At 66.3% G+C, this 24580-nt stretch carries 23 protein-coding genes and 1 other RNA gene; 13 read left to right on the top strand and 11 right to left on the bottom strand.

The annotated features are described in order from the left end of the window. Nucleotides 1–5: 5 nt before the first annotated feature. The 6 genes from ACOYYX_RS08090 to ACOYYX_RS08065 form a co-directional block, all read right to left on the bottom strand. On the bottom strand, nt 6–1070 hold the full coding sequence (locus tag ACOYYX_RS08090) for an NAD-dependent epimerase/dehydratase family protein (protein WP_422929421.1): 1065 nt from the start codon (nt 1068–1070) through the stop codon (nt 6–8). Next, entirely contained in the window at nt 1067–2017 is a 951-nt protein-coding gene (locus tag ACOYYX_RS08085) for a hypothetical protein (protein ID WP_422929420.1), read from the bottom strand. The genes ACOYYX_RS08090 and ACOYYX_RS08085 overlap by 4 nt, the downstream gene beginning before the upstream one ends. Nucleotides 2018–2181: 164 nt before the next feature. Further along, nucleotides 2182–3060, bottom strand: coding sequence for a ParA family protein (locus ACOYYX_RS08080; RefSeq protein WP_422929419.1), 879 nt, complete (start codon nt 3058–3060; stop codon nt 2182–2184). Nucleotides 3061–3306: 246 nt separating this feature from the next. Continuing rightward, on the bottom strand, nt 3307–4446 hold the full coding sequence (gene hemW / locus ACOYYX_RS08075) for a radical SAM family heme chaperone HemW (RefSeq protein WP_422929418.1): 1140 nt from the start codon (nt 4444–4446) through the stop codon (nt 3307–3309). A 145-nt stretch (nt 4447–4591) separates the two neighbouring features. Then, nucleotides 4592–4852 carry a NifU family protein gene (locus ACOYYX_RS08070; RefSeq protein WP_422929417.1) on the bottom strand — a complete coding sequence of 87 codons (261 nt, stop codon included), beginning with the start codon at nt 4850–4852 and terminating at the stop codon, nt 4592–4594. Between the two features lie 164 nt (nt 4853–5016). Beyond that, nucleotides 5017–5412: an RNA recognition motif domain-containing protein gene (locus ACOYYX_RS08065; protein WP_422929416.1), complete on the bottom strand. Its 396-nt coding sequence runs from the start codon at nt 5410–5412 to the stop codon at nt 5017–5019. Nucleotides 5413–5803: 391 nt separating this feature from the next. Here ACOYYX_RS08065 and ACOYYX_RS08060 point away from each other — a divergent pair, with 391 nt between their 5' ends. Next, nucleotides 5804–7024 (top strand): PmoA family protein, encoded by a 1221-nt coding sequence (locus ACOYYX_RS08060; protein ID WP_422929415.1) that lies wholly within the window; start codon nt 5804–5806, stop codon nt 7022–7024. A gap of 18 nt (nt 7025–7042) precedes the next feature. Here the strand turns inward: ACOYYX_RS08060 and ACOYYX_RS08055 are convergent, their stop codons facing one another. Beyond that, nucleotides 7043–8578, bottom strand: coding sequence for an ArnT family glycosyltransferase (locus ACOYYX_RS08055; protein ID WP_422929414.1), 1536 nt, complete (start codon nt 8576–8578; stop codon nt 7043–7045). Between the two features lie 207 nt (nt 8579–8785). On the opposite strand from ACOYYX_RS08055, the gene ACOYYX_RS08050 reads away from it, so the two are divergent. Beyond that, a complete protein-coding gene (locus ACOYYX_RS08050) occupies nt 8786–10738 on the top strand; it encodes a hypothetical protein (RefSeq protein ID WP_422929413.1) in 1953 nt (650 codons plus the stop codon). 66 nt (nt 10739–10804) lie between these two features. Here the strand turns inward: ACOYYX_RS08050 and ACOYYX_RS08045 are convergent, their stop codons facing one another. The 4 genes from ACOYYX_RS08045 to ACOYYX_RS08030 all read right to left on the bottom strand — a co-directional run bounded on the left by ACOYYX_RS08045 (nt 10805) and on the right by ACOYYX_RS08030 (nt 13975). Next, the gene (locus tag ACOYYX_RS08045; RefSeq protein WP_422929412.1) at nt 10805–11449 is read right to left on the bottom strand and encodes a 5-formyltetrahydrofolate cyclo-ligase; all 645 of its coding nucleotides are present in this window, start codon (nt 11447–11449) and stop codon (nt 10805–10807) included. A gap of 48 nt (nt 11450–11497) precedes the next feature. Next, nucleotides 11498–11658, bottom strand: a non-coding RNA gene (gene ssrS / locus ACOYYX_RS08040) — 6S RNA. A 135-nt stretch (nt 11659–11793) separates the two neighbouring features. Further along, the gene (locus ACOYYX_RS08035) at nt 11794–12567 is read right to left on the bottom strand and encodes a UvrB/UvrC motif-containing protein (protein ID WP_422929411.1); all 774 of its coding nucleotides are present in this window, start codon (nt 12565–12567) and stop codon (nt 11794–11796) included. 331 nt (nt 12568–12898) lie between these two features. Next, entirely contained in the window at nt 12899–13975 is a 1077-nt protein-coding gene (locus tag ACOYYX_RS08030) for a DUF4912 domain-containing protein (protein WP_422929410.1), read from the bottom strand. Between the two features lie 798 nt (nt 13976–14773). On the opposite strand from ACOYYX_RS08030, the gene ACOYYX_RS08025 reads away from it, so the two are divergent. The 11 genes from ACOYYX_RS08025 to ACOYYX_RS07975 all read left to right on the top strand — a co-directional run bounded on the left by ACOYYX_RS08025 (nt 14774) and on the right by ACOYYX_RS07975 (nt 24562). Further along, nucleotides 14774–15004, top strand: a complete 231-nt coding sequence (locus tag ACOYYX_RS08025) for an AtpZ/AtpI family protein (protein ID WP_422929409.1) — start codon at nt 14774–14776, stop codon at nt 15002–15004. 69 nt (nt 15005–15073) lie between these two features. After that, a complete protein-coding gene (gene atpB, locus ACOYYX_RS08020) occupies nt 15074–15979 on the top strand; it encodes a F0F1 ATP synthase subunit A (RefSeq protein ID WP_422929408.1) in 906 nt (301 codons plus the stop codon). Between the two features lie 140 nt (nt 15980–16119). After that, the gene (atpE, locus tag ACOYYX_RS08015; protein WP_422929407.1) at nt 16120–16425 is read left to right on the top strand and encodes an ATP synthase F0 subunit C; all 306 of its coding nucleotides are present in this window, start codon (nt 16120–16122) and stop codon (nt 16423–16425) included. Nucleotides 16426–16567: 142 nt separating this feature from the next. Next, nucleotides 16568–17296, top strand: coding sequence for a F0F1 ATP synthase subunit B (atpF, locus tag ACOYYX_RS08010; protein ID WP_422929406.1), 729 nt, complete (start codon nt 16568–16570; stop codon nt 17294–17296). Beyond that, nucleotides 17293–17928: an ATP synthase F1 subunit delta gene (atpH, locus tag ACOYYX_RS08005; protein WP_422929405.1), complete on the top strand. Its 636-nt coding sequence runs from the start codon at nt 17293–17295 to the stop codon at nt 17926–17928. Before atpF ends, atpH begins: the two co-directional genes overlap by 4 nt. Further along, entirely contained in the window at nt 17885–19591 is a 1707-nt protein-coding gene (atpA, locus tag ACOYYX_RS08000) for a F0F1 ATP synthase subunit alpha (protein ID WP_422929404.1), read from the top strand. The genes atpH and atpA overlap by 44 nt, the downstream gene beginning before the upstream one ends. Nucleotides 19592–19803: 212 nt before the next feature. After that, nucleotides 19804–20727, top strand: coding sequence for an ATP synthase F1 subunit gamma (gene atpG, locus ACOYYX_RS07995; RefSeq protein WP_422929403.1), 924 nt, complete (start codon nt 19804–19806; stop codon nt 20725–20727). Nucleotides 20728–20844: 117 nt separating this feature from the next. Beyond that, entirely contained in the window at nt 20845–22275 is a 1431-nt protein-coding gene (gene atpD / locus ACOYYX_RS07990; RefSeq protein ID WP_422929402.1) for a F0F1 ATP synthase subunit beta, read from the top strand. Nucleotides 22276–22320: 45 nt separating this feature from the next. Beyond that, on the top strand, nt 22321–22767 hold the full coding sequence (gene atpC / locus ACOYYX_RS07985; RefSeq protein WP_422929401.1) for an ATP synthase F1 subunit epsilon: 447 nt from the start codon (nt 22321–22323) through the stop codon (nt 22765–22767). 260 nt (nt 22768–23027) lie between these two features. After that, nucleotides 23028–23609, top strand: a complete 582-nt coding sequence (locus ACOYYX_RS07980) for an RNA polymerase sigma factor (protein ID WP_422929400.1) — start codon at nt 23028–23030, stop codon at nt 23607–23609. Beyond that, nucleotides 23606–24562, top strand: a complete 957-nt coding sequence (locus ACOYYX_RS07975) for a hypothetical protein (RefSeq protein ID WP_422929399.1) — start codon at nt 23606–23608, stop codon at nt 24560–24562. Before ACOYYX_RS07980 ends, ACOYYX_RS07975 begins: the two co-directional genes overlap by 4 nt. The last annotated feature ends 18 nt before the right edge of the window (nt 24563–24580 follow it).

Genomic DNA, 24580 nt, shown 5'->3' with positions numbered 1-24580 from the left:
TTTCCTCACTCCTGGATCGGCTGCAGCGACTTGAGCCAGGGGGCGCGGCCGGCGCGGCGGGAGTCGTCGAGGGCTTCGAAGATTGAGGCGGCGGGCGAGGGGTGGGTGAGGCCGAAGATGGCGTCGGCGCGGGCGCCGCTGACGTGGAGCTGGACGAAGCCGCCGGAGACGGCGGCGGCGGAGATCTCGCCGGTCCGGCGCAGGCGGAGGCGGCTGATCAGGTCGGCCGACCAACGCAAAGGCGACTGGAAGCCGTCGGGGATCCTGACGACCTTGCGGGGCCAGCCGGCGATGCGAGAGACGATGCTCGCCATCTCGAGATAGCTCAGATAGCGGCCGAGTACGATGTATCGCTGGCCGGGTTCGGCCATCTCCATGGCCCGGATGTGGGCGCGGGCGAGGACGCGGGCGTCGACGAAGGGGATGCCCCCGTTCGGCAGGAATGCGACGGGGACCTTCGACATCTCCAGCATGACCCGCGTGGAGGTCGGGCGGACGTCGCGGATGCCGATGACCAGGCCTGGGTTGATCACCATCGTGCCGAAGCCGGGGCGGGCCCGCTCCAGGACGATCGTCTCGGCCTCGCGCTTGCTGTCGCAGTAGGGGGAGCGTAGCAGATCCAGGTTCCAGGCCGAGGCCTCGTCGGCGGGGGTCGCGGTCGTGCCCGAGGCGACCGTCCAGAGGGTCGACGTGTGGACGAAGCGCTCGACGCCCGAGCGCTCGGCGTTGTCGAGCAAGTCCCGGGTCGCCTCGACGTTGATCGAGCGGCTCTCATTGCGGGGGTCGGGGCCGAGACTCACCCAGCCGGCCGTGTGGATCACCCCTTTGGCCCCTTCGACCGCGCGACGGCGGGTCTCGGGGTCGCGGATGTCGCCGACGAGCCAATCGATCGGCGGGTCGCCCGGCTCCTGCTTCGGGAGACGGCGGCAGAGGCCCCTGACTCGGTAGCCGGAAGAAGCGAGTGTCCTGGCGACGTGCCCGCCGACGAAACCTCCCGCCCCCGTGACGAGCACCAGGGAATCGGCCGGCAGGAGCGAATCCGAGGCGGAGGGGGAGGCGTGCTGAATCATTTGAGGCGCCACCATTGGTGTGGGGTCAGGCCTGCGGCCTCGCACGAGGGCTCGATCGCCTTGCGGAACCGGAGGGCATCCGTGGGGTAGCCCGCCGTGGGCCGGAGGTCGGGGATCCGGGCGAGCCAGTAGGCGTTGAAGACGTCCATCCACGACTCTCGGATCGCCTTGCTGACGATCGAGGCCAGGGCCACGAGGCCATCCTCGGCGTCGGCGCGGGGGAGCAGGCTCAGTTCGAGCCGACGCCCGTCGCCTCGCACCGTGTATTGACTGAGCAAGGGGCCTTCGGGCCCGCGGTCGATCCAGGCGTCGGTGAAGAGGCCGCTCAACGGCTCGAGGTAGAAGTGCCGGCCGCCGTGCTTGTCGGATCGGACCCGGGTGGTCATGCCGTCGGAGGCCCGCTCCCAGACGGCTTCGAGGAGTTGGGAGAAGGCCTCGAAGTGGACCTTGGCCTTGGAGCCGCTTGCGCAGAGGCCCTCATTGAAACGCTCGGGCCCGACGACGACCGTGTGGACGTCCACGACCCGCCAGGGGGCCCCGAGGAGCGATGCGGCGGCCCGGCAGCGCTCGGCGATGACGTGCGTCTCGGGTCCCGGCCAGGCGGGAGGCTCCTCGACCCAGCGTTCAACCTCGACGTCGGCGAACGAGCCGGCCCGCACGCCCTCGAGGAGTTCGAGGAAGGAGCCCGGGACCGTCTTGCCCGAGGCGCATAACGCCGCGAGACAGCCCGCGTTGAGCCGGTCGCGACCCTTGCCCGCCTTGAGGATCGCCTTGGAGTCGTCGACCCAGAGTCGGCCGTCGTCGCGCCCGGCGCGGGAGACGGTGGCGGCCAGGTCGTTCCAGAGGTCGAGCACGCAGTCATCCGGCCCCTCGGCCACGACCGCGGTCATGACCAGGGGGCCGAGGTTCGGCCCATACCCCGCCTCGTCGATGCCGACCCAGCGCATCAGTCGTCGTTGCCTTCTCGGCGGGGGAACCGTGGGTCAGAGGGCGAGCGTCGGCCGGCGTCCCCGGCTATGGCGAGGGAGCCGGCCCGGCGTTCAGAACCCGACCGAGCGGGGGAGAAGGCCGGCTCGAACCCGAATCGGCCTTTCGCACCTTCTCCAGATACTCAGGATTGTACCACCGAAGCGGGGGTCGAATCATGAGAAGGGGTGCTCGATTCCGGAGCGGACTCATCCTCGACGCTCCAGACGGGCGACGGCGAGCGTCCCTGGACCTCGGCGGCGAGCGACGCGTAGTCCTCGGCGCCTCGGCTGCTCGGGGCGTACTGGAAGATCGACTGGCCGAAGCTCGGGCACTCCGCCAGGCGGATGTTGCGCCGGATCCGGGTCTTGAAGAGCTGGGCGTCGGACCAGGGCATGGCCGGGGCCCGCTTGCCCTCGAAGAACCGGTCGAGATCCTCGATGACCTCGCCGCCGAGCCTCGTGCCGGCATCGTAGAGGCAGAGCAAGACGCCCAGGACCTTGAGGTCCCGGTTGACCCGCTTCGAGACGAGGTGGATCGTCTCGAGCAGCTTCGAGAGCCCGTGCAGGGCGAGGAAGTGCGCCTGGAGCGGGATCAGGACCTCTCGCGCCGCGCAGAGGGCATTCAGCGTGAGGATGGACAGCGACGGCGGGCAGTCCATCAGGATGTATTCGAATTTCTGCGGGTCCGCCTCGAGCTGGTCGCGGAGGATGACCTCGCGACCGACGGTGCCGATCAGCTCCAGCTCGGCCCCGGCGAGGTCGATGTGGCTGCCGCAGATAAACAGGTTGGGCGCGACTTCCCGCCGCACCTTCTCCAGGGGCATGCCCTCGGTGAGCACTTCATACAGCGAAGGCCCGGAGCGCCCCGGCAAGAGGCCCAGGTGCAGCGTGGCGTGAGCCTGCGGGTCGAGGTCGAGGACCAGCGTCTTGTGCCCCTCGGCCGCAAGGGCCGCGGCGAGGTTGACCGTACTGGTGGTCTTGCCGACGCCACCCTTCTGATTCAAAACGGCGATCCGTCGCATCGTGGTTTCCCTCGCTCCTTGATCGCACCCGGCCGAGATCTCTCCCGATCGCATCCAACGACCCCGGCGCGTCCTGCCCGAGGTCTCGCCGCAACATCATGGCAGGGAATCTCTTACGATCGTCTTGATCGCATCCCCTCGTGAAGCCACGGTTTCGGCCCGGAGTGTCTAGGTTTCCCGGAGTGGCGCTAAGCCGAATGTCTCTTTCGTCGTCATCCCCGGGGGCGTGCCGTTACTAATTTTGGATCAGACGAGGTCGCAGAGGACCGAGTCGGCGAGGAAGATGCCGTCGGGGGTGAACCGGACCCGACGGCCGTCGTCCTCGAGCAGTCCGCTCTCCACATACTTGGCGATCGTGGGGCCGGCGAGCGTGTCCAAATCAAAGCCCGTACGACGCGTAAAGTCTTCCCGGTCGAGGCCGACGATCGTGCGCCTGAGCATCAGGACGGCCGTCTCCCGTGCCCGGGGCTCGGGCTCAAGGGTCTCGGTGGGCCCGGTGGCGGGCTCATCCGCTTCGATCCGGCGGAGGTAAGCGTGGAGGTCCCGCGTGTTGACCTCGCGCACGCCCGAGACATATCGAGCCGCCCCGACTCCCACGCCGAAGTAGGCGTCGTTCGCCCAGTAGACGAGGTTATGCCGCGACTCGTGGCCGGGCCTGGCGAAGTTGGAGATCTCGTACATGGCCAGCCCTTCGCGGCCGAGCCGCTCGATCGTGTGGGCGTACATGGCCCGCTCGCTCTCCTCGTCGACCTCGCGGACCTGCCCGGCATTCCACTGCTTCCAGAGCGCGGTCCCCTTCTCGTAGACGAGGCCGTAGCAGGAGAGGTGCGACGGTTTCAGGGCCAGGGCCGTCTCGAGGTCGTCACGCCACAGACCGAGGTTGGAGCCGGGGACGCCGAAGATCAGGTCGAACGACCAGTGTTCGAACATCGGCCGGATCCAGTCGAGGGCCTTGGGCACTTCCTCGGGGGCGTGGTTCCGCTCGAGGACGCGCAGGAGGTCGGGCTGGAACGACTGCGCGCCGAGGCTCACGCGATTGACCCCGCCGGCCGCAAGGACGTCGACCTTCCGCTCGTCGAGGGTCCCCGGGTTCGCCTCGACCGTCCACTCGCCGCCCGGCGCGAGGGGATACCAACGCCTGATCATTTCCAGGAGTCGGTGCAATTGGTCGGCGTCGAGCCGGGTGGGGGTCCCGCCGCCGACGAAGATCGTGTCGACCTCGGCCGGCTCCTTCATCATCGCCATCTCGCGCCCGAGGGCCTCGAGGTAGCGGTCGGCGAGGTGATCCACCCCGGCCAGCGACGCGAAGTCGCAGTAGCCGCACTTGTGCGCGCAGAAGGGGATATGAACATAGGCGGCTCGAGGCCAGACCCAGGGATTGGACATGGCCAGGTCACCCGCTCAATTCAAGGAGGCTCGAGGCGCGTTGGTTTGGCGCCGAGGGACGAAACCACGAACGAAGGGACGAGGATCGCGACAAGGCGAGATCGACGCCCGCTGTAGCCTCTCTATTTTCGCGGAAGTCGGCCGATCAGGGCAAGGCCTCGACCAGGCGGACCTCGGGGACGTGAGCCTTGAGGGCCGCTTCGATCGCCATGGTGATCGTGTAAACGATCGACGGGGAACAGCCCTGGCAGGTGCCGAGGAGCCGGACCTGGACGATGTCTCCCTCGTCGATGCCGAGGAACTCGACGTCGCCGCCGTCGGCGCGAAGCTCGGGGCGGACATGCTCTTCGAGGGCGGCCTCGACCTTCTCGCGGAGGTCGGTCGAGGCCGCGTTCGCGTCGCTCATCGGGGTGATCCTTGAAGGGACGAGGGGCGTCGGGCCACTCTCGGACTGTTTGGATTCAAGGATCCGAGGTCGAGACGACGACCCTGCGCGGTCTCCTCGAACAGGGCCGCTCTCAACTCTTCATTTTCGGATGGGTTGGCGTTGCCGGACAGGGGGAGCCGGGATCAGTAGTTGCTGTCGCCGTAGCCGCCGCCACCGCCACCATATCCACCGCCGCCGCCGTAGCCTCCACGACCGCCGCCACCGCCACCATATCCGCCGCCGCCGTAGCCCCCACGGCCACCGCCACCGCCGCCGCCGCCGCCACCCGGGGTCCTGGGACGAGCCTCGTTGACCGTCAGGCGACGCCCCTGGTGGTCGTTGCCGTCGAGTTGCTCGATCGCCGCTTCGGCTTCCGAGTCGTTGTCCATCTCGACAAAGCCGAAGCCGCGGCTTCGCCCCGTCTCGCGATCGATCAGTACCTGAGCCGAGCTCACCTGGCCGAACTGTTCGAAGAGCTCTTGAAGATCTTCCGACGTGGCCTGGTAGCTCAGATTACCCACATAAAGCCGTTTCGCCATCGCAATCCGCCTGGATCAGGCTCTCCCCCGCATCAACGCGAACAGACAGACCCAACGAGATGGGGCAGACCTCGAGCATCATTCGAGCCGACCTAGAAGGGCAACGACCAAGGTGAAGATCTCCGCCCCGCAGATTCGTCGAGCCGCAGAACGTCAAGGCCGATTCTCAACCATCGCGCTTTCAGATCGCTGTCACTCGGTAGTATAAACACGATGATTTGACTCTTCAACGCAAAACCGATGCGCTTCGAAGTCGAGATCCGGGCGACGGCTGCACCCTTGAAACCGCGGCGCGGGTGAATTACGACGTTAGCTGATCGATCGGGACGTGTCTCGATCACTCCCGCCCCGCCTCATCCCCGCCCTTGCCCGCTGTTTCTTGGAGAACGCCATGACCGCCCCGCTGCCGAAACGAGCGACATGCCTCCTCGCCTGGGGCCTGATCGGCCTCGCAACGAGCCCGGCCTTCGCGCAGACCTGGAGACTCAAGGTCGAGGGGCAAGGCGCCGAGTTGAAGGCGACCCCCGTCGTCGTCGCCGCCCCCGCCTCGATCCCGGTCGGCGACTACACGTTGCGTACAGCCTCGGGAGAGTTGGCCGGCCCGGCGCAAGTCTTCGAGGACAACCAGGGGCTCCGCCTCGCCCTGGTCTTTGATCATATCCCCGCGCAGGCGAGCGAGATCTTCACCCTCTACCCTGCCCCGAAGAAGGCCGTCGGCCCCGAAGGGTTCGGGCTCCGTCGGGAGGGGACGAACGTCTCGTTCGATTTCAAGGGGAAGCCCTTCACCACGTACCGGAACGACGAGGGGGCCAAGCCCTTCCTCTTCCCGATCCTCGGGCCGAACGGATCGGAGTACACGCGGTCGTACCCGATGAGGATGATTGACGGCGAGGACAAGGACCACCCCCATCAACGCTCGTTCTGGTTCACCCACGGCAAGGTCAACGGCGTCGACTTCTGGTCGGAGAACAAGGGGCACGGCACGATCAAGGAGACCAGCCGCAAGCCCGAGGTGGCCGGCGCCGCGGTCGCCTTGATCCGGACGACCGACGACTGGCTCGGGCCCGACGGGAAGAAGGTCTGCGATGACGAGCGCGTCATCAGCTTCTTCGACACCGGCGCGAACCGGATCATCGACTTCGCGATCACGATTCATGCGTCGCAAGGTGACGTGACGTTCGGCGACACCAAGGAGGGGATGTTCGGCGTCCGGGTCGCCTCGAGTATGGACGTGACCCGCAAGAAGGGGGGCAAGATCACCAACGCCGAGGGGCTTGTCGATGACAAGGCCTGGGGCAAGCCGTCCCCCTGGGTCGACTACGTCGGGCCGGTCGAGGGCAAGACGGTCGGGATCGCCATCCTGAACCACCCGTCGAGCTTCCGATACCCGACCACCTGGCACGTCCGGACCTACGGCCTCTTCGCCGCCAACCCGTTCGGCTGGCACGACTTCGGCAAGGAGCAGACGGGAGAGTATGTCCTGCCGCGCGGGCAGTCGGTGACCTTCCGCTACCGGGTGATCCTGCACGAAGGGGAGACGGCCTCGGCCCATCTCGCCGAGGCCTTCGAAGGCTTCGCCCATCCCCCCAAGGTCACGCTCGAATCGAAGTAAAGCCTGAACACGAAGCGATCAGGGGACGCGAGGGGCCGTCGAGCCGATCCCATTCGGGAGCGAGGCTCGGGCGGCCCCTTTCCGGTTGTAGATGAAGAAGCTATTGAGCGTGCCAGCCGACACATAGTGTTTCTTGATGCTCTCGACCAGGACCATCGGCAGGCCGAACTCGTAGGTCTTGTAGCCGGGGAGGAGGAGGTCGCTGGTGGTCACGATGATGTCGTAATCCTCGGCCTCGATCCATTCCTTCATCTTCGTCGGCTCGATCCGCCCCGTCTCGACAAGCATCCGGAAGAGCCACTGGTCGCCGAACGCCGCGCGTTCCCTCTGGTGGAGATCGATCAGGCCGGAGTCGGTGAGCAAACGGATCTTGGGGTTCTCGGCCATCTCGAAGAGGCGGTCGTGGGTCCGGACGAGCGAACGGAACGAGCTGGTTCTGCGGAACTCGTACTTCTGCCAGGCCGAGTGGGCCGGGATCACCGCGAAGGCGGTACCGGGGACCAGGCAGCCCGCCGCGACCAGGACCCCCAGGTTCGACAGGCTGAGGTCCCACTTGGTCGCCGTGGCGGTCAGCGCGTACTTGCAGAGGATGCCCATCGCCAAGCCCTCGCACACGCGCAGGTTGAGGTAGTAGTTGAGGTCGGCGCCTCGCTTGGCCGAGAGGACGAGGCACGACGTCGCCACCACCAGGGTCAGGCCGAGCAAGGCCGGCTCCCGCCCGCCGCGCAGCCTGACCAGCAGGAGGGCCATGAAGGGGATCGCCAGCAGGTCGGGCGCGGCGACGAGGATCCGCTTGAACTGCTGGAGCCAGGCGGGGAAGAGCCAGGGGGTCTTCCCCTCGCCGAGGAAGTCGGTCGCGAACCTCGGCTCGCGCAGGGCCGTGATCAGTACGATCGCGAGGACGACGAGCGCCGAGGTCGTGACGAAGACGGTCAACGCCTCGCGCCTCGCGCCGTCGAAGAAATGGGCCAGTGCGGCGCCGAGCATGAAGACGGCGGATGTCTGCTTCGTCAGCACCGCCAGGGCGAGGACGACGCAACCCAAGTACCTCAGCCTCGGCCCCTTCTGGATCGCGAGCAGGAACCCGGCCGTGCCGATAGTTTCGGCGAGGAGGTCGGCCCTGGCCATGACCGAGAATCCGTAGAGCGGGCTGACCCCGAGGGTCACCATGCCGGCGGCGACCGCCGCCCACCAGCCGCAGGTCCGCTTCACGTAGATGGCGATAAGCATCGTTGTGATGAGCGCCGCGGAGAAGGTGACCGCACGGCCGATGACGACGAGCCCCGTCAGGTCGGCGTGGACGAGCCGGCCGATCAGGCCGACCACCACGAAGTAGACCGGGCCGAAGAAGTTGGCGACGTGCGGGTAATGCTGCCAGTCGGGATAGAGCGTGTCGCCGGCCTGCACCCGGTAGGCGAGCAAGATCATCTTCGACTCGAGGTGGAAAGCCTCATAAGGGATGGTGATGTCGAGGGCATAGCAAAAATAGAGCAACATCCGGGTCGCGGCCGTCGCGAGCAGCAGGCCCAGGACCACCCGTTTTACGATCTTCATATGGTTTCAGGATCTCTCGAAGTCTCGACCCGAAAACAGCGCAACGGGCCGTTGCCCCGGCCTCATGCCACGGAACCACCACCATACCCAGGCGACCGACCCCCCGCAAAGGGATCGGCGAGCGCCACCCTGGCGGCGAGAGGTGAGACTCGTGACAATATCTCCCTCCTGAAGGCCCCGATCCCTCGGTGCGAGATCCCAAAAACCATGTCGACGGCGAACGCCCTGCAATTCTTCAGGCGCACCCGATGGCTCTTCGCCGTCGCGGGCGCAGCGGCCCTCGCCCTGGTTGTCGTGCCGCTGGCCCTCGACTATTTCATGGCGATCCCCTGGTGGTATCGCAAGAAGATGGGGCAGACGATCTTCTTCGCGATCATCGCGGCCTTCCTCGCCCGGCTCCTGACGGTCAGGCCGAACGACCACTGGCCCGAGCCCGACCCGGATCCGTCGGCGAAGGATGAGCGATCGTGGTGGCTCCCCTGGGCCTTGCAGCTCGCGCCGGCGTCTTTCGCCTGGACCCTGCTGCGTAACCCCGACTCTTTGGGATTCGGCGACTGGGACCACTTCTTCAAGATGTTCGAGGCCGTGCGCCGGATCATCCTGCGATGGCACCAGTTCCCCTGGTGGAACCCCTGGGTCCGCGGCGGGTTCCCGCTCGCGTCCGAGCCCGAGTGCGGCGTGGTCTCGCTGGCGACGCCGCTCGTCCTCGCGTTCGGCACGGGGGTCGGGCTTCGCCTCGCGGCCGTCCTGAGCCTGATGATCGCCGTCGAGGGGGCGAGGCGCCTGGCCTGGCACTGGCTCCGGGAGCCCTGGGCGGCCGCGGCGGCGGCCCTGATCTACGGGATGAATGGCTGCGTCCTCGTCTACGCGGTCGCCGGCTATTACATCCCGATGAGCTACTGCTCGACCCCCTGGATGATCTATTTCGCCGGCCGAGTCGGCGGGAAGTTTTCCAACGGCCTGGCGCTCGGGTTCTGGGTCGCCTTCGACCTCGTGAGCGGGATCCAGTACCCCAGCCTTTACGGCATCATCGTGTCCTCGTTCGTCTGGGTGCGGGCCTTGCGGGTGCAGCCTCGGGATCGTCTCGTGACGTTCGCGGTCAACTCGCTGGGGGGGCTCGGCGTGATCCTCGCCCTGGCCGGCTGGCGAATCGCCACGACGGGGCTCGTCATGCTCGACTATCCCCGAGAATGGCAGTCGATGCTGCAACTCGACCCCATCAGCGCGGTGCGATGGTTTCTGCTCCGGCCCGACGCCTCGGTGGTGGGGACGATGACGAGCCCTTATTTCTGGGAGTCGGCCTGCTATATCGGGCCCTTGGTGGTGCTGCTGGCCGTCGCCAGCATGTTCCAGGGCTGGCGCTGGTGGCATACGCTGACGCTCATCTGCTTCTGGCTCACCTTCGGCGCGGTGCAACCGCATCAGGCGAGCTACTGGCTCTCGCAATTGCCGGTTTTCAGCACGATGCACGTCGTCTCGCGCTGGCGGATCATGGAGATGCTCGGCGTGGGGCTCTCGGTCGCGGGGCTGATCGCCACCTGGCGACGCGATGGGCATCTACTGCATCGGATCCTGTCGGTCGTCTTCGTGCTACTCATCGCGGCCGACTTCGTCTCGTACGGCCATCAGATCCTCCCCGTCTCACTCCGGATCCCGCCCACCGAGGATCGTTTCCCGGGGCCCGAGACGGGGTCGGTGGTCAACGTCCAGGACACACTCGCTTACCCGGCCGTGATGAGGGGCTATGGGGTCGTCCGCGCGCATGAAGCCCTGCTCGGCTACGACCGCAACCTGCCGACGGCCCGGCTCTGGGTGGGACACCCGCAGTACAAGGGAGAAGCCTGGGCGGGCGAGAAGACGCTCGTGCCGGAGTCGTGGAGCCCCAATCGGATCGTCTTCCGGACCGAGCCGAACGCGGAGGTCCACCTCAACATCAACCCCGGCTCGTGGTGGACGGTCAACGGCCAGGAGCCGTACCGCGACTGGCGATGCGCCGAGTGGAACAGGCCGTTCGACGCGATGGCCGACGACAAGGGCCGGCTCGTCCTCGAGATCAGGCCGAAGGGGTTGCCGGCGGGGATCGTCTTCCACGCCCTCGGCGTCGGGCTCCTCGTCGCCACGTCGTCGCTCTCGAGGCGCATCAAAGCCTCGAAGATCTGAAAACGTGGTTCGTTTCCAGGTTTTTGTGACCGCGAGACATGAAGTGAGCCGACAGTTGATTGTCTCTCAGGCCGAAGTCCGTTCACGGACCACGCGTCGATCGGGGAAGACGACGCCGTCGAGCGGGACGTCGTGAGGCTCGACGGGGAGGGCTTCGAGCCACTGGCTTTCAAGAGCCAGCGCCCAGCGCGGGGCCTCGGGGCGGAGCTGGGGCAAGAGCTTGTCGTAGTGCCCTGCCCCGCGGCCGAGCCGATAGCCCTGCGAGTCGAATGCAATCCCCGGGACGAGGATCCAGTCGATCTCGCCCGGCTCGAGGATCTCGCAATGTTTCGCGGGCTCGGGGATCTTCAACATCCCCGGCACGAGGTCATCCCGCAGGCTCTTGACGAGCGCGAGCCGCAGGACGCCCGCCTTGCGATCGACCCTCGGGCACACGAGACGCTTGCCCTCGGCCAGGGCCGATTCGAGCAAGGGCCTCGTGTCGAACTCCTCGGGGAAGGCCGAGGCGTAGAGCATCACCGTCCCCGCCTCGCGATAGCCGGGGAGTTGCGGCAGGGCCCCGACCAGCCTGCGCTCCTGCCCCGCACGTACTTCGGGGGGCATGGCGAGGATCCGATCGACCACGCTGCGTCGCAGGTCCTTCTTCTCTGCGGGGAGGTCTGTCATGTCGATGAAGTCGAGGGGGAGGATGCGAGAGGAAAAGAAAAGCAATCGACCCGTCATCCCCTCGGTTTCCCGAGAAGAGGACGGGTCGATTAAAACACCTCCACCGCAATGCCGTTCAGAGTGCTTTTGAGAACCCGCTGTTCAAGTGGGTGCCTTGGACCTGAAGGGACATGCCCAGTGGTCGTAAATCGGCTCCCAACGGGTTTTCATTGGTTCGCCAAAAGTACACCCCGTGTCGTACATGGCAGAGGTGAGCCCGGCCTAGACCGGACACTGGATAATCTAACCACCGGAGGCCTCGAAATCAAGCCGGAATCGCGCGATCGAGGCCCTGCCCCGCAAGAATCGGCCGATTTCTCATATCGAAAAACAATCATGCAAATATGGCGTCAATCGAGGCTCAGGGACGGCCCCTGATCCGCGGCGACTTCGGCCCCCTGGAGCCGCTGGAGCTGGTCGCGGATGCGGGCGGCCTCCTCGTAGTCTTCCATCGCGACGGCGAGCTGGAGCTGCTGCTGGAGCCGCTCGACGGGGCCTCGCGGGCGGTCGTTCTCGATCTCCCGGCGCCAGCGGAGCAGGAAGCCCAGCTCCATGCACTCGGCCTCCTGATCGCCCCGGTCGTATTCCTCGAGGAACTGGCGGATGGCCGCGATCCCGCCGTCGACCAGCGAGAGCGCCTGGTCGTACTCGTGGCGAGCCAGGACGATCGACGCCGCAGCCCTCGTGTTCATCATCGTGACGTAGGGGCGGTACTGGTCGAACTGGAGCTTGTCGCGCTGCCGGGTCGCATGCTTGATCACGAATGCGAAGAGCCTGAGGTTCCTCGCGGTGTCGCGGACGACCCAGTCGTACTTCTGGAGGTGGAAGGCCGCGAGGTAGCGGTGATAGTACTGGAGCCCCTCCCGCATCAGGGCGACGCAGGCCGAGGAGTCGAGGGTGAATTCGTCGCCGTTCTTGGCGCGAGCCTCATAGGCGTCCAGCAAGGACTCGAAGCCGGCCGGGCGCTGACCGTCCGGGCGACCGGTGACCTCGAGCTGGATCAGGCCCAGGTCGCTTCGCATCTGGATCTTATCCTGGCCGTCGTTTCCCGTGATGATGCGGACCTGGATGTCGTCGGGGTCATACTCCCAGCCATCCAGGATCGGCGTAATATCCTTGCTCAAGGGTTCGACCTCGTTGTTTTCTCGTGGGTCCGGATGTCTCGGAGTCTGCGACATCCTGGAATTGTACGCCGCGAGGGTAGTGCCTGTTCAGAGTCGACCGCAATCGGCCCATCGGAAATGACTCGAATGGCCCTGCTCGCTCGTCGGCTCATCACGCGGCCCATGCGAAAAAGACGCGAAGGGAATCGGCCGCGACGCCAACGCCAAAAGGACGTAAAACGAAGCACCGCTCGCTTCCCCAAGCTTCTTGGAGCCGGGGAAAGGAGCGGTGCCTGGGCAAACTTGCTGCCGCACCCCGGGGAGAGCCGGGGCGATCTTGGCTCGTTCTTTCTTACAGCTCGTTGCCGTCGTGAATCATCGGCTCGAGCTCCTTCGTGTTCCGCTCGACGGCCAGGACGATCGTGCGCTCCTCGACCCCATCGGGGCTGGCGGCGACGGCCGGGATGATCTGGCGCGAGTCGGGGAGGCTGAACCGGACGGTGAAGGTGCCGTCGGGCCGGAGCTGGACCGGTTCCCCCGAGAGGGTGACGCGGGCGTTCGGCTCGGTGGTGCCGTAGACGATCAGTTCGGCGTCGAGCTCGAAGTGGAACTCGCGGCCGAGGGCGGCCAGGGCCCCGGTGCCGAGGCTCTGCAAGGAGAGACTCTGCATCGGGCGGCGGAGGCGCTCCTCGAACAGGTCGCGAAGGTCGTTCGTCCCCTGCCCGTTGCTGTTGCCGCCGGACTGGCTGTAGATCTTCTGGAACTGCTCCTGGACGCTCGCCCAGTTCTCGTCGAGGACGTCCGAGGAGCCGGCCTTCGGGGTGCTCACGACGTTGGAGCGGGCGAGCACGAAGAACTTGCCGCGACGGGCGACGTAACCGATGTCGATCCGGAAAGATCGCGGGGGGGTCGCGACGTCGATGTACCAGTTATTGACGCCGCCGTGGATCTCGATGTCACGGACGTGACGCTCCGAGGCCGACGTGGTGTCTTCGCTCGTCACGTCCACGACCCGGAGGATCGGACGCGCGGTGTGCCATTCCTGGCCGAGGGCCGCCTGGGCCCGGGCCAGGGTCGAACGGCTCAGCTCCCAGTAGGCATGGAGCCAGTACGGGTCGCGGACCATCGCGATGATTCGGTCCTTGACGCAACCATGATCGAGGGCACGGGGGGGGACCACCGTCAAGGGGCGAGAGGGGGAGGCCGGCGCCGCGGCCTTGCGCGAACCGGCGGATACGGTTTCGGGCTTTTCGACGGGCTTGACGGTACTCGCGGTCTTTTTGGTGGACTTCTTAGCGGCAGGCGGGGGGACGGACAACGCGCGGATCAGCTGATCCTTGCGCATCGCGTGCCACCCGACGATCCCTTGATCTTTCGCCAATTGGGCCAGATACTTCTTGTTGCAGTCCTTGAGCGTTTCGACGGTCATGCGGGGCCACTCCGTCTCTTCATCCGCGGCACATTCGCCTTTTCGCGGAGTCGGACAAGGAACGCGGGGAGATCTTCCCTGAGTAGGCCGATCCGGAAAACTCCATGCCTCCCGGACTGCAGATCTGAGCCAAGGCGTGAATGTGGTCGACTAAACCCTCCTCACCGCAGCACTCATGTCCGAAACCCCCAAAACGACAAGGGCGGCCTCCGACCCGCTTGATCGCGGGAAGGGCCGCCCTACTCGGAGGATTTGTCGGACTGGGAGCGGATGGGAGACGGCATGGTCTGGCCCCATTTTGGCTCGTGCCGGATTCGTTGTTAACCAGGCTTGATGCATACCAGGTCGCTGCTTAGGTCATATCAAATCCCATTTCACCTGTCAACGAAAAATCCTCTTGTTGTGTCCGTCTCCGGACAACTTTGCCATTTTGTAACGTTCGGAAAAACGCGTCAATTTCGCCAAGATCCCGCCGTCGGACTCGGGCCCATGTCGCCGCATTTCATCTCACTTGTTACATCTATGTTGATTTTTGTGGTCGATCCCGGATTCGCACTTAAAACCCTGTGCGCAAAGGCTTGGCGCGAGGGCCCGGGGGATGCCTGAACCCCCTTCCGTCGGGGCGGATCGGCGACTTTGTGAAAAATTTCTCGAAGATGAGTTCGTGGTAGTTGACAGCGGGTTTTGTGCGGGTATAAATGGATCGCGAGTGGTTCGCCCTACCGCGAGGCTCCCTGTTTGATCGAGTTACTCACGCCGTCCTTCCCCGGATTTTGGGGAAGGCCGATGGAGGCATTTATGGCCGAGCCTGAGTCGCGCTCGACGCTCTCAGTCGGCATGGACTGGGCCTCAAGAGTCTCGACGATTGGGTTGGAGTTCGCGTTGCCGGCGTTGCTCGGTGCCTATTTGGATCGATACTGGTCACTCAGGCCCCTGGCGACGGTGCTGGGCGCCGTGGCCGGGTTTGCCGTGGGAATGATCCACGTACTCCGACTCGCTCGCCAGACCACCGCCAACAAACCAAAGTAAGTCCGTGTTCAAGCGACGGGTCGATGGTCCGGTTCCTCATTCCTGTCGGGAATGGGGAGGGATCCGGGTATGCCCTTCGTCCCCCTGGTCGCGTGCCCGAGCGGCGACGCGATTGCCGAGTCTACGAGGACTTTCGTCATCATGCCGGAGCACGGCCACAGCCCCCTCAGCCACGTCGTGGACCACCCCACGCTGGAGTTGCCCTTCTGGCAGCACCCGTATAGCTGGGAGATCCACCTGCCCAGTCGTAACTTCGGGAGTTGGGGTGATCTCCAGCTAACCCGGTTCATGGTGACCGAACTGATCGCCGGGCTGTTGATGCTGATCATCCTGCCGCTCCTGGCGCTGCACGTCCGCAAGAACCAGGTCTCGCGCGGCTGGTTCATGAACATGTTCGAGGCCCTGCTCCTCTTCATTCGAGATAACGTCGCCCGGCCCGCCATCGGCGGCCACGGGGCGGACAAGTTCCTGCCGTTCCTCTGGACCCTCTTCTTCTTCATCCTCTTCAACAACCTGCTCGGCTTGATCCCGGGGATGGCGTCGGCCACCGGGAACATCAACGTGACGGCCGTGCTGGCGATATTGACCCTGGTGACGGTGATCCGCGCGGGCATGGCGGAGATGGGCGCGGCCGGCTTCTGGCTGGGGATCGTGCCGCATCTCGACGTTCCCTTCTGGCTGAAGCCGCCGCTCTGGGGCCTGATGTTCGTGATCGAGGTGATCGGGCTCTTCATCCGTCACATCGTGCTCGCCGTGCGACTCTTCGCGAACATGTTCGCGGGGCACGTGGTGCTGGCGGTGATCTTCTCGTTCATTTTGATGGCGAAGGGGATGACCTTCTACCCTGTCATGGGGGCGAGCGTCGTGGGCTTGATCTTGCTGAGCCTGCTGGAACTCTTCGTGGCGTTCCTGCAAGCTTACATCTTCACGTTCCTCTCGGCGCTCTTCATCGGGTCGGCGGTCCATCCGCACTGATCCCGCGCTGGAATTCGGTTTCGGGTGGTTGTTACACCCAGGGCGAGGCCGGGGGTCCTCGTTCCCAAAGCGGCGGGCCATCGTCAAGGTCCCGCAGATTTCCCCCCTCGGATAGGCCCACTCTTGGAGACAATGGTCCGATGAAACTCGTCAAGTCCGCCGTCATCGCCTTCGCCCTGATGCTGATCGCCCAGGGTTCTGCCCACGCCCAGGCCCCGGAAACCAAGGTTGTCAGCTCGACCCTGTTCGACCTGCGTGGCATCGGTGCGGGCATCGTGATCCTGGGTGCCGCGCTGGGCATCGGCGGCCTGACCAAGTCGGCGGTCGAGAGCATGGCCCGTCAGCCGGAGATCGCCGCGAACATCCAGACCGCCATGATCATCGCGGCCGCGCTGATCGAAGGTGTGACGTTCTTCGCGCTGATCATCATCATGCTCCAAAGCTAAAGCGTACGCGAAGAGCGGGCGCCGGGAACGCGTCTCGGGCGGCCGTCGGACCCACTATCCTGGGGCCGACGGTCCGCCGGACGGGCGGTTCGGCCGCTCCGCGTCGCGGACGGAACTCATCCTTAGACGAGGTCCTCATCCCATGCCCCGGCAATTGATCCCGGCATTCGGACTCCTCGCCCTGGTGTTGGCCCTGGGAGCACCGGCCCGGTCGGCTTTCGCCGAGGCCCCCCCGGCCAAGGGTGAGGCGGAAGAGAAAGGCCACCACGTGGCCGTCGCCGCCGAAAAGGATGCCAGCCACGAAGGTACCGCCCCGGCCCATGGCGCCGAGGGCAAACCGAACATCCTCAAGTCCGAGCCGCCGCTGGCCCTCTACACGATTATCGTGTTCCTGGGCCTGCTTTTCGTCCTGGGCAAGTTCGCCTGGGGCCCGCTGATCGAGGCGCTCCACAAGCGGGAAGAACACCTCGAGCACGTCCTGCTCGACACCGAGAAGGCCCGCAACGAGAGCGAGCGGCTCCTCGCCGAACACCGCAGGCAGATGGATGAAGCCGAGGATCGCGCCCGCGCCCTCATCGACGACGCCCGGCATCAGGCCCGCGCCACCGCCGAGGAGATCGTCAACAAGGCCCGCGCCGAGGCCGAGGCCGAGCACAAGCGGGCCCTCCGCGACATCGAGTCGGCCCGCGACAACGCCCTCTCCGAGCTCTGGTCGAAGACCGCCGACCTGGCCGTCACGGTCGCCGGCAAGGTCCTCGACAAGAACCTGAGTGAGGACGACCACCGCCACCTGATCGAGGCGGCGATCAACCAGTTGCCCAGCTCTCCCGCGGCCGCCAACGCCTCCGGACAGGGGGGACACGCCGCATGAGCGCCGACTCCGCCACGGCCGGCATTGTGGGAGAGGGTGCCGACCCCGAGGTCGCCCGCTCCTACGCCGAGGCCCTCCTGAACGCCGCGGGCCGAGAGGGTGGAGACGACGTCGAGGCCGTCCTCGACGAGCTCGACTCGATCAAGGCGGACGTGCTCGACGCCCATCCCCAGTTCGCGGCCGTCCTGACGTCGCCGCTGGTCGCCCCGAAGGACAAGGACGCGATCCTGGAGAAGGCGTTCGACGGCAAGGCCCTGCCGACGGTCGTCCGCTTCCTCAGGGTCCTGAACCGCCACGGGCGGCTCGAGTCCTTCGTCCCCATCACGCGCACGGCGCGGGCCCTCTGGGACCGGCGGCAGAACCGGCGGCCGGTGACCGTCCGCTCGGCCGTCCCGCTGGACGAGGGCCAGGTGTCCCGGCTCCGCGACCGCCTCTCGAAAATGCTCGGCGCGACACCGAACCTCCAACTCGTGGTCGACCCCTCGCTGATCGCGGGCCTGGTCGTCCAGGTCGGCGACGACGTCTACGACGCCTCGGCCCGCAACCGACTCGAACAGCTTCGCCAACGACTGATCGAAGGGAAGACCCATGAAATTCAAAGCCGACGAGATCGTTTCAGTCATAACGGATGAGATCGCGCAGTTCCAGGCCGCGGTCACCCGGACCGAAGTCGGGCGAGTGCTCGAGGTGGGCGACGGTATCGCTCGTGTCCACGGGCTTTCGGGCGTCATGACCGGCGAGATGGTCGCGTTCCAGAACGGCGTGACCGGCCTCGCGTTCAACCTCGAAGAGTCGTCGGTCGGCGTCATCATCCTCGGCGACTTCACGTCGATCCACGAGGGTGAGACCGTCACCGCCACCGGCGAGCTGCTCCGCGTGCCGGTCGGCGAGGCCCTCGTCGGCCGCGTCGTCAATCCGCTCGGCCAGCCGATCGACAACAAAGGCCCGATCCACACGCAGCAGACCCGCCTGGTCGAGTCGCCGGCCCCCGGCATCGCCGACCGCCAGCCGGTCGACGAGCCGCTCCAGACCGGCATCAAGGCCATCGACGCCATGATCCCGATCGGTCGCGGCCAGCGCGAGCTGATCATCGGCGACCGCAAGACGGGCAAGACGGCCATCGCCATCGACGCCATCCTGAACCAGAAGGGTCAGGGCGTCACCTGCGTGTACGTCGCCGTCGCGCAGAAGGAATCGACCACGGCCGCGATCGTCGAGGTCCTACGCAAGCACGGGGCCCTCGACTACACGATCGTCGTCGCCGCCGGTGCCAGCGACCCGGCCCCGCTCCAGTACATCGCGCCCTACGCCGGCACGGCGATGGCCGAGTACTTCATGTACGAGAAGGGCGGCGCGACGCTGGTCATCTACGACGACCTCTCGAAGCAGGCCGTCTCTTATCGCGAGCTGTCCCTCTTGCTCCGCCGACCGCCGGGCCGCGAGGCCTACCCGGGCGACATCTTCTACGCGCACTCCCGGCTGCTCGAGCGGTCGGCGAAGCTCGCCAACAAGTACGTCATCGTCCCCGAAGGTGCGCCCACCGACACGGAGACCGTGACCGAAGACTGGGGCGTGAACAAGAAGGTCTACCTGGGCGTGCCGGGCCACGAGGAGGCCAGCCACGACCTCAAGGCGAACTACCCGACGGGGCACAAGATCGTGAAGACGACCGCCTCGGGCGGCTCGCTCACGGCCCTCCCCCTGATCGAGACGCTCGAGGGTGAGGTCTCGGCCTACATCCCGACGAACGTGATCTCGATCACCGACGGGCAGATCTACCTCCAGCCCGACCTCTTCTTCGCGGGCGTCCGCCCCGCCGTCGACGTCGGCATCAGCGTCTCTCGCGTGGGTGGCAAGGCCCAGACGGCGGCGATGAAGAAGGTGGCCGGCGGACTCCGGCTCGACCTCGCCGCCTTCCGCGAGCTCGAGGCATTCGCCCAGCTCGGCACCGAGCTGGACAAGGCCACGCAGCTCCAGCTCGACCGCGGCTACCGGATGGTCGAACTGCTGAAGCAGCCGCAGTACCAGCCGATGGTCTTCGCCGACCAGGTCATGAGCATCTACGCCGGCTCCGAAGGATTCCTCGACGACGTGCCGGTCAAGGAAGTTCAGCGCTGGGAGAAGCAGTTCCTGGAGTTCGTCCGCGACCACAAGTCCGGCGTCCGGGACCGCCTCCTCGCCGAGAAGAAGCTGACCGACCCGATCGTCAACGACCTCAAGACGGCCCTCAATGAGTTCAAGGCCCGCTACCGTTCGCAGGCGGCGACCGCCGCCCCCGCGACGGCCGCGGTCTGAGCCCGGCAGGGAACGAGCCGCCCCGGAGGCCCCGCCTCCGGGGCGACGTCAATCGACCGACACAAGTGAAGTGGAAGTGATCGGCGGATTTCGGGGGCCTGGGCCAGGGACGCGCGAGTCGCGAGGTCCCCTTCCCGAGCCCCGAGGCCTGCCGATCAGCTAGCACCTCGAACAATTCGCGGATCAATCCCCCGCGTTCGCGAGACACAGCGATGGCCAAGGCTCGTGCGATCGTCAAGCGCCGCAAGTCGGTGCAAAATATCCGGAAGATCACCCGGACGATGGAGTTGATCGCCACCGCCCGGTTCAAGAAGGCGCTCGACCGCGCCACCGAGGCCGAGGCGTACACCCGCAAGATCGCCGAGCTGGTCGCCGACCTCGGATCGACGGCGCTCGAGGTTTCGCATCCGCTCCTGGAAGTCCGCGACCCGGTGAAGAAGTCGCTCCTGCTCGTCCTCTCGAGCAACCGCGGACTCGCCGGCGGGTACAACGGCAACATCGTCCGGATCGCGACCCGCACCCACCAGGACTACGAGCTGAACGGCATCGCGCCGGTGCTCGAGGTCGCCGGCAAGCGCGGGATCAACTTCATGAAGTTCCGCGGCATCCCCGCCGCGACCACGTACACGCAGTTCGAGGACCGGCCCCAGTTCGACGAGGTCGAGGTCCTGGCGAACAAGTACATCAGCATGTTCATCAGTGGCGAGATCGACCGGCTGGACGTCGTCTACACCCGGTTCATCAACGCCGCCCGCCAGGAGGCGGTCGTCCAGACGCTCCTGCCCATGACCACGGCGCAGGTGGGCGAGGCCGCGACCCCCGCGAAGAAGAAGGCGAAGGGCCCCGAGGACGTCGCCACGCCAGTCAAGAAGGAGCGGGTCCCCTACGAGTTCGTCCCCGATCCCAAGAGCATCCTCGAGGAGATCGTGCCGGTCTCCTTCAAGGTCCGGCTCTTCAAGTGCTTCCTCGACGCGGCGGTCAGCGAGCAGATCGCGCGGATGGTCGCCATGCGGGGCGCGACCGAGAACGCCGACGACATGGTCAAGAACCTGACGCGGCTCTACAACCGCGCCCGCCAGGCCCAAATCACCCGCGAACTGGCCGAGATCATCGGCGGTGCCGCGGCCCTGGAATGAGATTCCGCGACGTCGGCACGAAGTCGCGACGGATGCGAAAGTCGCTCGGCCGACCCTCGTGACATTCATGACGTTGTGGTCGATCCCGCATTTTTTCCTCCCAACAAGGTTTTTCCCATGGCCACCGCGACCGGACGCATTGCTCAGGTGATCGGCTCGACCTTCGACGTCGAGTTCGACGAAGGTCACCTCCCGAATATCTACAACGCCCTGACGATCAACGCCCACGAGAAGGGCGTCGCGATCAACCTGACGGGCGAAGTGCAGCAGCAGCTCGGCGGCAACCGGGTCCGTTGCGTCGCCCTGGGATCGACCGACGGCCTCATCCGCGGGATGTCCGTGGTCGACACCGGCGCCCCGGTGACGATCCCGGTCGGCAAGGAGACCCTGGGCCGCGTCTTCAACCTGCTCGGCCAGCCGATCGACGGCCGAGGGGCCGTCCCCGCCCAGGAAACCCGCCCGATCCACTGCGATCCCCCCGCCTTCGACAGCCTCTCGCCGAAGACCGAGGTCTTCGAGACGGGCATCAAGGTCGTCGACCTCCTCACGCCGTTCGTCCGCGGCGGTAAGATCGGCCTCTTCGGCGGTGCCGGCCTCGGCAAGACGGTCATCCTCCAGGAGCTCATCGCCCGTATCGCCAAGGTGCACAGCGGCTACGCCGTGTTCGCCGGCGTCGGCGAGCGCACCCGCGAGGGGAACGACCTCTGGCTCGAAATGCAGGAGACCAAGGTCGGCGCCAGCGGCAAGTCGGTCATCGACAGCACCGTCATGTTCTTCGGCCAGATGAACGAGCCGCCGGGTGCCCGCCTGCGCGTCGCCCTCTCGGCCCTGACCAACGCCGAGTGGTTCCGCGACTCGACGGGTGCCGACACCCTGCTCTTCATCGACAACATCTTCCGGTTCAGCCAGGCCGGCTCCGAGGTGTCCGCGTTGCTCGGCCGTATGCCCTCGAACGTGGGCTACCAGCCGACCCTGGCCACCGAGATGGGTGCCCTCCAGGAGCGGATCACGTCGACGAACAACGGTGCCATCACCTCGGTGCAGGCCGTGTACGTCCCGGCCGACGACCTCACCGACCCGGCCCCGGCGACGACCTTCGGCTTCCTCGACGCGTTCATCGTCCTCTCGCGTTCGATCTCCGAGAAGGGGATTTACCCGGCGGTCGACCCGCTCGGCTCCTCCTCCCGTATTCTCGACCCTCAGTACGTCGGCGAAGAGCACTACGAGGTCGCCCGTCGCGTCCAGTCGATCCTCCAGCGTTACCGCGAGCTCCGCGACATCATCGCGATTCTCGGCATCGACGAGCTTTCCGAAGAGGACAAGATCGTCGTCGAGCGTGCTCGCCGCATCGAAGTCTTCCTCTCGCAGCCGTTCTTCGTCGCCGAGGTCTTCACGGGCAAGGAAGGTCAATACACGACCCTGCCCGACACGATCCGGAGCTTCAAGGAACTCTGCGATGGCAAGTGGGACCACCTGCCCGTCAGCGCCTTCCGCTATGTCGGTGCGATCGAGCAGGCCGAGGAACAGGCCAAGAAGATGGCGCGCTGAGCGTAACGAACCCTGGCCGACACTCTTCGAGGAGCCTCACCCGCAATGGCAAGCCACGATACGGTGGAGCCGGATCATTCGACTAAGAAGGGGGGCGACCGGCTCCAGTGCGTGGTCGTCACGCCGGAGCGGACCCTGTTCGACGAACTCGTCGACTTCGTCGCCCTCCCCCTGTATGACGGCGAACTCGGCGTCCTCCCCGGCCGCAGCCCGCTCATCGGCCGCCTCGGCTATGGCGAGCTCCGCACCAAGGAAGCCGGCGTCGCCAAGAGCTACTTCGTCGACGGCGGCTTCGTCCAGGTCCGCGACAACGTCGTGACGGTCCTGACCAACCGGGCCATCCCGTCCGACAAGGTGAACGTCGAGGCCGCCGAGCGTGAGCTCGACCAGGCCAAGGCCCGACGGGCCACCAGCGACTTCGAGATGGCCGAGAAGGCCAAGGCCGTCGACCGCGCCCGCGCCCAGATCCACGTCGCCAAGGCCCACGCCTGAGCGACCTGACGCGAGCCTGATTCAGCAAGGCCCCCTCGGGATCGCTCAGGCGTTCCCGAGGGGCTTTTCATGCGCCGGCCTGTTCCGTAGGCCAGGCGCCCCGGAAGAAACTGGTGGCTTGGGCGTTCTCCAGGCTGTCGAGCGTATGGCTCACAGTCGTTCCTTCGGAGACGCCGATGGCCGCCACCTCCTTGCCGATGGAGCCCCCGCGCCGGGGACGATGGCTTGATCCCGGGAAGTCGCCCTTCGATAATCGAGGCATGGTGACGACGACGAAGGAATTCGAGCCCGACGACGCCCGGCTTGCGGCGACGATCGCGTTGCGCGAGGAGTCTCGCGACGCCATGTCCAGGGCCAGGTTCGCGTATGACCAGCTCTACCATCGTCATTCGAGCCGGCTCCTCGCCTTCCTCGCCTCCCGGGTCGAGAAGCACGACCTCGACGACGTCCACCAGGAGGTCTGGCTGAGGGCCTGGAAGGCGTTGCCGACCAGGTTCGACGGCAAGGATTTCCGGGCATGGATCTTCGAGATCGCCCGCAACCTGATCCTCGACCGGCACCGCCGCAAGAAGCCCGAGCGCCTCGTCGACGACGAGCCGATCGCCGACCGCAAGTCGGTCTCCTCCGAGGAATACCTGCTGGAACGCGAGCGCCGGGAGATCCTCTCGCGTTGCGTCGATCGCCTGCCCCCGGAAGTCGCCAGCGTCTTCCGGGCCCGCCTGAGCGGCCTCGACTACGACGAGATCTGCCGGGCCGGCTCGATGACCCCGAACAAGGCCCAGAAGCTCCAGCATCAGGCCAAGAAGCTGATCAAGTCGTGCGTGGAAGCGGCCCTGGCATGAACGCACACGTCTCGGAGATCCCCGACGACCCCGCCGAGCTGGCCCCCTGGCTCGACCGCTACGTCGTCGGCCTCGACCTGGCCGAACTCGTCGCCGAGCTTTCCGCCATCCACCCCGATCTCGACCCGGACACCGACTCGCTCGATCATGTTTTGGGTCATCGACGCGGCGAGGTCCTCGAGCAGGGGCTCTCCGCCCTACCTCACCAGGCCCTCGGCCGGTTCCTGCAACGCCCCCGTCTCCTCTTCGAGCTCCAGGACGAGGTCCTACTCTCCGGCGGCTCGTACTGGGACGGCCTCGCCGAGCCCACCCCTCTGGGAGACTCGTTGACGCGCCGGGGCAAGTCCCGCGTCGACGCCCTCTTCCGCAGCCAGAGCGACATGCTCGAGATCGAGGAAGACGACCCCGACTCCGGCCTCATCATTCTCGACCGCCCCTGGTGGCGGCGCCCCGCCTATTTCCTGCCGGCGGCCGCGGCCCTGGTCGCAGTATCCCTGCTCGTCTTCCAGCAGTTCGGCCGCGAGTCCGAGCCGCCTCCCTGGGGCTGGAACAAGGCCGATGCCCTCGCCGAGCTCGATCGCCCCGACCTCTACCTCAACCAGCTCGCCAACTCGGCCGAGGACTGGTTCCGCCGCCGCCCCGAGGACCGCGCCGGTTTGATCCTCCGCATCGAGCAACTCCAGCAGGGCTGCTCGCGCCTCATCTCCGCCCCGCACACGCCCCTCGCCCCCGAGGATCGCGCCTGGCTCGTCGAACGTTGCCAGGCGTGGTCCGCCAAATTCGCCGCGCAGCTCCAATCCTTGCGAGACGGACGCGACCCGCTCGAGATTCGAGGCGAGACCGACGCCACCATCCGCAAGCTCATCGACGCCCTCAAGGCCAGGGCGAAGGAGCGAGCCGTAGCCCTCTGGTTCGAAGTCCCATCGCGAACCCGCCGCACCCTTGAAACCTGATCCGACTTCGTACGGTCT

This window comes from Singulisphaera chitinilytica (assembly GCF_049331405.1).
Taxonomy (GTDB): domain Bacteria; phylum Planctomycetota; class Planctomycetia; order Isosphaerales; family Isosphaeraceae; genus PoT.
The sequence above is the reverse complement of the archived record's forward strand: the minus strand, read 5'-3'. Positions and strand labels throughout refer to the sequence as shown.